Here is a 278-nt window from a genome sequence, read left to right as displayed (position 1 = left end):
CTGCGTATAGACCAGGGCAGCGCCCCGTCTGTATCTGTCACAGGAGCCCGCAACGACAAGGATAAAGAACGTATCCTGTCTCTGCTGGAAGAAATCTGGCAGGACGACAGCTGGCTGCCTGCAGCATGAGTACCGTTTATCACCGTCCGGCTGACCCTTCAGACGATGACAGTTACGTGCGACCGTTGTTTGCCGATCGTTGCCAGGCCGGTTTTCCTTCGCCTGCCACTGATTATGCTGAGCAGGAACTGGATCTGAACAGCTATTGCATCAGCAGA

1 protein-coding gene and 1 pseudogene are annotated in these 278 nt (G+C 55.0%); both read left to right on the top strand.

From position 1 onward, the window contains the following. Positions 1-129, top strand: a complete 129-nt coding sequence (locus RTW80_RS29075; protein ID WP_225568368.1) for a DinI-like family protein — start codon at positions 1-3, stop codon at positions 127-129. Continuing rightward, positions 126-278: pseudogene (locus RTW80_RS29070) on the top strand (peptidase); the annotation flags it as partial. The gene RTW80_RS29075 and the pseudogene RTW80_RS29070, both read left to right, overlap by 4 nt.

The sequence above is a fragment of the Escherichia sp. AM3 genome (assembly GCF_032029835.1).
Classification (GTDB): Bacteria; Pseudomonadota; Gammaproteobacteria; order Enterobacterales; family Enterobacteriaceae; genus Escherichia; species Escherichia coli.
This window is presented reverse-complemented; position numbering and strand designations above follow the sequence as displayed.